1 protein-coding gene is annotated in these 5,170 nt (G+C 65.9%); it reads right to left on the bottom strand.

Annotated elements, in window-relative coordinates:
- On the bottom strand, positions 1 to 5,170 hold a 5,170-nt coding region (locus tag M5B99_RS29215), incomplete at both ends, for a non-ribosomal peptide synthetase (protein WP_248807398.1).

Below are 5,170 nucleotides of genomic sequence, written 5' to 3' on the forward strand. Positions count from 1 at the left end.
TCTGCGGATAATCCAGCGCCGTATCGTTGAACCCCACCAGCAACTGTTCGCGCTCATCGGCCGGCAGAATCGACAGGCTGTTCAACGCGGCTTGCGGCCGCCGTTCCAGTGCTTCCACCAGACTGGCCAGGGCAGCCTGCATATAACCGCCGACCCGCTCGGCGCCAATCTGCCCTACCGCCTGGGTGGTGAGCATGAAGTCATCGCCCAGGTCATCGACGTTCAGGCACAACGGATAGTTGGTGCGCTCTTCCATGCTCAGGGTCTGGATGCCCTGCCAGGCCGACAGCGCCTCGGACGAGGCCAGGCCACCAGTACTGTGGCGGTAGTTCAGCAGCGTGCTGAACAACGGCAACGAACCTGGCACGCCACTGCAACGCTGGGCCAGGGACAACGAGGCATGCTCGTGTCCGAGCAGGGTCGACAGCCGCCCGTGGGTGGCCTTGACCCCGGCCAGTGCGCCCTGACTGCCGACGCTGAGACGCAACGGCAAGGTATTGATAAACATGCCCAGGGCCCGGTCGGTGCCCTCGCCACCTTGCATCCGGCCCATCAGCACGGTGCCGAAAACCACTTCCTCACGACCCGAGATCCGGCCCACGACCTGAGCCCAGGCCAGGTGCACCAGGCTCGCGGCGCTGACCCCCTGTTGCCGCGCGCTGCTACGCAGGCGCTGGCTCAGGCCGCGGTCGAGCACCTGACGGGCTTCGTCGACAGCGCTGCCGTCACCCTGTACATCCTGGATGCCATACGGCAGCGTCGGCTCGTCGATATCGCCGAGCATCTCGCGGAAGAACCCCTCATGTTCCTGCTGGCTGACCCCCAGACGGGCCTGGGCCACGTGGTTGCGATACGGTACTGGCGCCGGCAATTGCCCGCCCAGGCCTTGCAGGCTGGCCTGCATTTCCTGCACCACCACTTCCAGCGCGGTGTGATCCAGGGCCATGTGATGGAACAACAACATCCCGACCCAGCGTTGGTTGGCCATGTCCTGTGCGTAGGCAATGCGCATCAGCGGTGCCCGGCCGATATCCAGGCGGTAATGACGCGGGTCGAAGCGCTCGTGCAACTGTGCCAGCACGTCACCCGCCGCCGGATCGAGCGCAACCTCTTCCAGGCTCAGTTGCGCAGTGCGCCAGACCACCTGCACCGGCTGGTCCAGGCCCTCCCAGACCACGCTGGTGCGCAGGATGTCATGGCGCTCGACCACGCTCTGCAGAGCCAGGGCGAAACTACCCAGACGCTCGCGATTGTCGAAGGCGAACAGTACCTGCAGGACATAGGGATCGCCCTCGTGGGCCGCCAGGTGGTGATAAAGAATCCCCTCCTGCAACGGCGCCAGGGCGTAGATATCCTGCACATTGGCCACGCCACCCGGCACGCCGGCGACAATCCGGTCGATGGCTGCCTGGTCCAGGTCGGCCAGGGGCAGCATATCCGGGGTGATGCGTTCGCAGCCCGGCACGATCAGGTTGTCAGGGACCCGCACCTCCTGATGCCCGCCCACCGCCGCGGCCAAGGCCGCCAGGGTCGGCTGGCTGAACAATACCCGCACATCGGCGGCCAGGCCGACCTGGCGCATGCGCTCGATCAGCTTCACCGCCAGCAACGAATGCCCACCCAGTTCGAAAAAGTGGTCATGGCGACCCACCTGCGGCAGTTGCAGCAAAGATTGCCAGATCTGCGCGATGGCGATTTCCACGGTGCCCTCGGGGGCCGCGTAGTCACGCCGCACCAGGGCCTGCGCATCCGGTGCCGGCAGGGCCTTGCGATTCAGCTTGCCGTTGGTGGTCAGTGGGAAGGACTCCAGGGCCACGAAGGCGCTCGGCACCATGTGCTCGGCCAGGGACAGCAACAGCTGCGCCCGTAGCTCGGCGGCCAGCACCTCCCGGCCCGGCCCGGCGATCACATAGGCCACCAGGCGTTTGTCCCCCGGTTCGTCTTCGCGGGCCAGCACCACCGCCTCGCGGACGCCATCGCAGGCGGCCAGCGCCGCTTCGATCTCGCCCAGCTCGATGCGGAAACCGCGGATCTTCACCTGGTCGTCGTTGCGGCCCAGGTAATCGAGGCTACCATCGGCCATCCAGCGCCCCAGGTCGCCGGTCTTGTACAAGCGCGCCTGGGGATCCTTACTGAACGGGTTCGCCAGGAAACGCTCGGCGGTCAGTTCAGCACGGTTCAGATAACCCCGCGCCACCCCGGCCCCGCCGACATACAACTCGCCGACCACGCCCACCGGCACCGGCTCGCGGCGGCCGTCGAGCACATACAACTGCAAGTCCGGAATCCGCACGCCGATAGGACTGACGCCCGCCCGCTGCGCATCCGCCGCGCCCAATAGGCAGTAGGTCACATGCACCGTGGTTTCGGTGATGCCGTACATGTTCACCAACTGTGTGCCGACGTTGGCCACCCGGGCGTACCACGGCTTGAGAATGCCGGTTTCCAGGGCTTCGCCACCAAAAATCACCTGGCGCAGGGAATGGCGCAGATCGCTTTCGCCCTGGGCATTGAGCAACTGGCGGAACGCGCTCGGGGTCTGGTTGAGCACCGTCACCCCGGCATTGCACAGCAGTGCGTAGCAGTCCTCGGGCGAGCGGCTGACCAGTTGCGGCACCACCAGCAGACGCCCGCCGTGCAGCAGCGCACCCCAGATTTCCCAGACCGAGAAGTCGAAGGCAAACGAGTGGAACAAGGCCCAGACATCCTGCTCATTGAACTCGAACCAGCTCTGGGTCGCCGAGAACAGCCGTGCGACATTGCGGTGCTCGACCATCACGCCCTTGGGCAGGCCGGTGGAGCCGGAGGTGTAGATCACATAGGCCAGGTGATGCGGACTGAGCGTGCTCACCCGTGGATTACTGCTCGACCGGGCCTGCAGCGCCGGACTGCGCAGGTCGACCCGTGGGCCGTCAAAGCTGCCCAGCAGGGCCAGGCCGGCGGCATCGGCCAGCACCGCCACCGGGGCGCTGTCCTGCAACTGGTAGGCGATACGTTCGGCCGGATAGGCCGGGTCGATCGGCACGTAGCCGGCGCCGGCCTTGAGGATACCCAGCAGGCCGACAATCATCTCCAGGCCACGCTCGACACAGATCGCCACCCGGTCATCCGGACGCACACCCAGCTCGAGCAAGTGATGGGCGACCTGGTTGGCGCGGGCATTCAGCTCAGCGTAGGTCAGCGTTCGCGCTTCATATTGCAGGGCCACGGCTTCCGGTTGCGCCACCACCCAGGCTTCGAAGGTGCGGTGGATCAAGGCGTCATCGGCATACAGCGCATGGGGGGTGTTCCAGCTTTCCAGTAATTGCTGGCGCTCGCCGGCCGGCAGGATATTGATCGCGCCCAGCGCGGTGTCCGGTGCCTGCTCCAGGGCCCGTACCAGGTTTTCCAGGGCGCAGCACATATAACCGCAGACCCGCTCGGCGCCGATCTGCCCTTCGGCCATGACGGTCAGGTTGAAACCTTCGCCGAGGTCGTCCACCGACAGGGTCAGCGGGTAGTTGGTACGTTCTTCACCGTCCAGCGCCTGGATGCCTTCCCAGGCGGCCAGCGCCTGGTCGGTCACGCTGGTATCGCCGATCTGCCGATAGTTGAGCAAGGAACTGAACAGCGGTGTCGACGCGGCCACGCCGCTGCAACGTTGCGCCAGCACCAGCGACGCGTGTTCGTGGGCCAGCAACCCGCTGAGTCGGACATGGGTGGCCTTGAGACCGCTGCGCACGCCCTGCTCGCCCAGTGCCACCCGCAGTGGCAAGGTGTTGATGAACATGCCCAGGGCCCGATCGGCCCCGGCGCCGCCTTGCAGGCGACCGAGCAGAACGGTGCCGAAGACCACGTCATCCTTGCCCGAAACCGCGCCCAGTACACGGCCCCAGGCCAGGTGACAAAGGCTCGCGGCACTGACCCCGAGCTGACGCGCCTGCAAGCGCAGGCGTCGGCTCAGGTCGGCATCCACGGCTTGACGCACTTCCTCGATCGCATGCCCGTCACCCTGCACATCCTGCAGGCCGAACGGCAGCGTCGGCTCTTCGATATCGCCGAGCATGTCACGGAAGAACGCTTCGTGTTCCTCGCGGCTGACACCCAGCCAGGCCTGGGCCACGTAGTTGCGATAGGGCACGGACGGCGGCAGCTCGGCCTGGCGGTCGAGCATATGCGCCTCGATTTCACCACAGAGAATGCGCAGTGAGGTGGCGTCGTCCACCAGGTGATGGAACAACAGCATGCCGACCCAGCGCTTATTCGCCGGGTCCTCGGCATAACCGATGCGCATCATCGGCGCCTGGCGAATATCCAGGCGGGTATGACGTGGGTCGAGGCGTTCCCGCAACTGTTCGACGACGTCACCGTGCGCCGGGTCCAGTTGCAGCTGTTCAAGCCCCAGGGTCGCTTCGCGCCAGACCACTTGCACCGGTGCATCCAGGCTTTCCCAGAACACCGCGGTGCGCAGGATATCGTGCCGCGCCACCACGCCTTGCAGAGCCTGGGCGAAGCTGTGCAGGCGGTCGAGGCTGTCGAAGGCAAACATCGCATATTGCAAGTACGGGTCACCCTGGGCGGCGGCCAGGTGGTGATACAAGATCCCCTCCTGCAACGGCGCCAGGGCGTAGATATCCTGCACATTGGCCAGGCCACCGGGCACCCCGGCAACCACGCGGTCGATATCGTCCTGGCTCAGGGACACCAGCGGCAGCATGTCCGGGGTGATGCGTTCGCAGCCTTCGGGGATGATATTGGCCGGAACCTCGACCTCGCGCTTGCCCCCCACCGCGGCCGCCAGGGCGGACAGGGTCGGCTGGCCGAACAGCACACGGACATCGGCACTGAGGTTGACCTGGCGCATACGCTCGATCAGTTTCACCGCCAGCAGCGAGTGGCCACCGAGTTCGAAAAAGTGGTCATGGCGACCGACCTGCTCCAGTTGCAACAGGTCCTGCCAGATCCGCGCTATGGCGATTTCGGTGTCCCCTTCGGGCGCCTCGTAGCCACGGCTGGCCACCGCCGAGCGATCCGGGGCCGGCAGGGCCTTGCGATCGAGCTTGCCGTTGGCCGTCAGCGGGAAAGCCTCCAGGCTGACAAAGGCGCTCGGCAACATGTACTCGGCCAGGGACAGGCGCAGTTGCTCGCGCAAATGCCCGGCGTCCAGCTCAACACCTGCGGCGCCGATGAA

The sequence above is a fragment of the Pseudomonas sp. MWU13-2100 genome, from assembly GCF_023242365.1.
In the GTDB taxonomy this organism is placed as follows: Bacteria; Pseudomonadota; Gammaproteobacteria; order Pseudomonadales; family Pseudomonadaceae; genus Aquipseudomonas.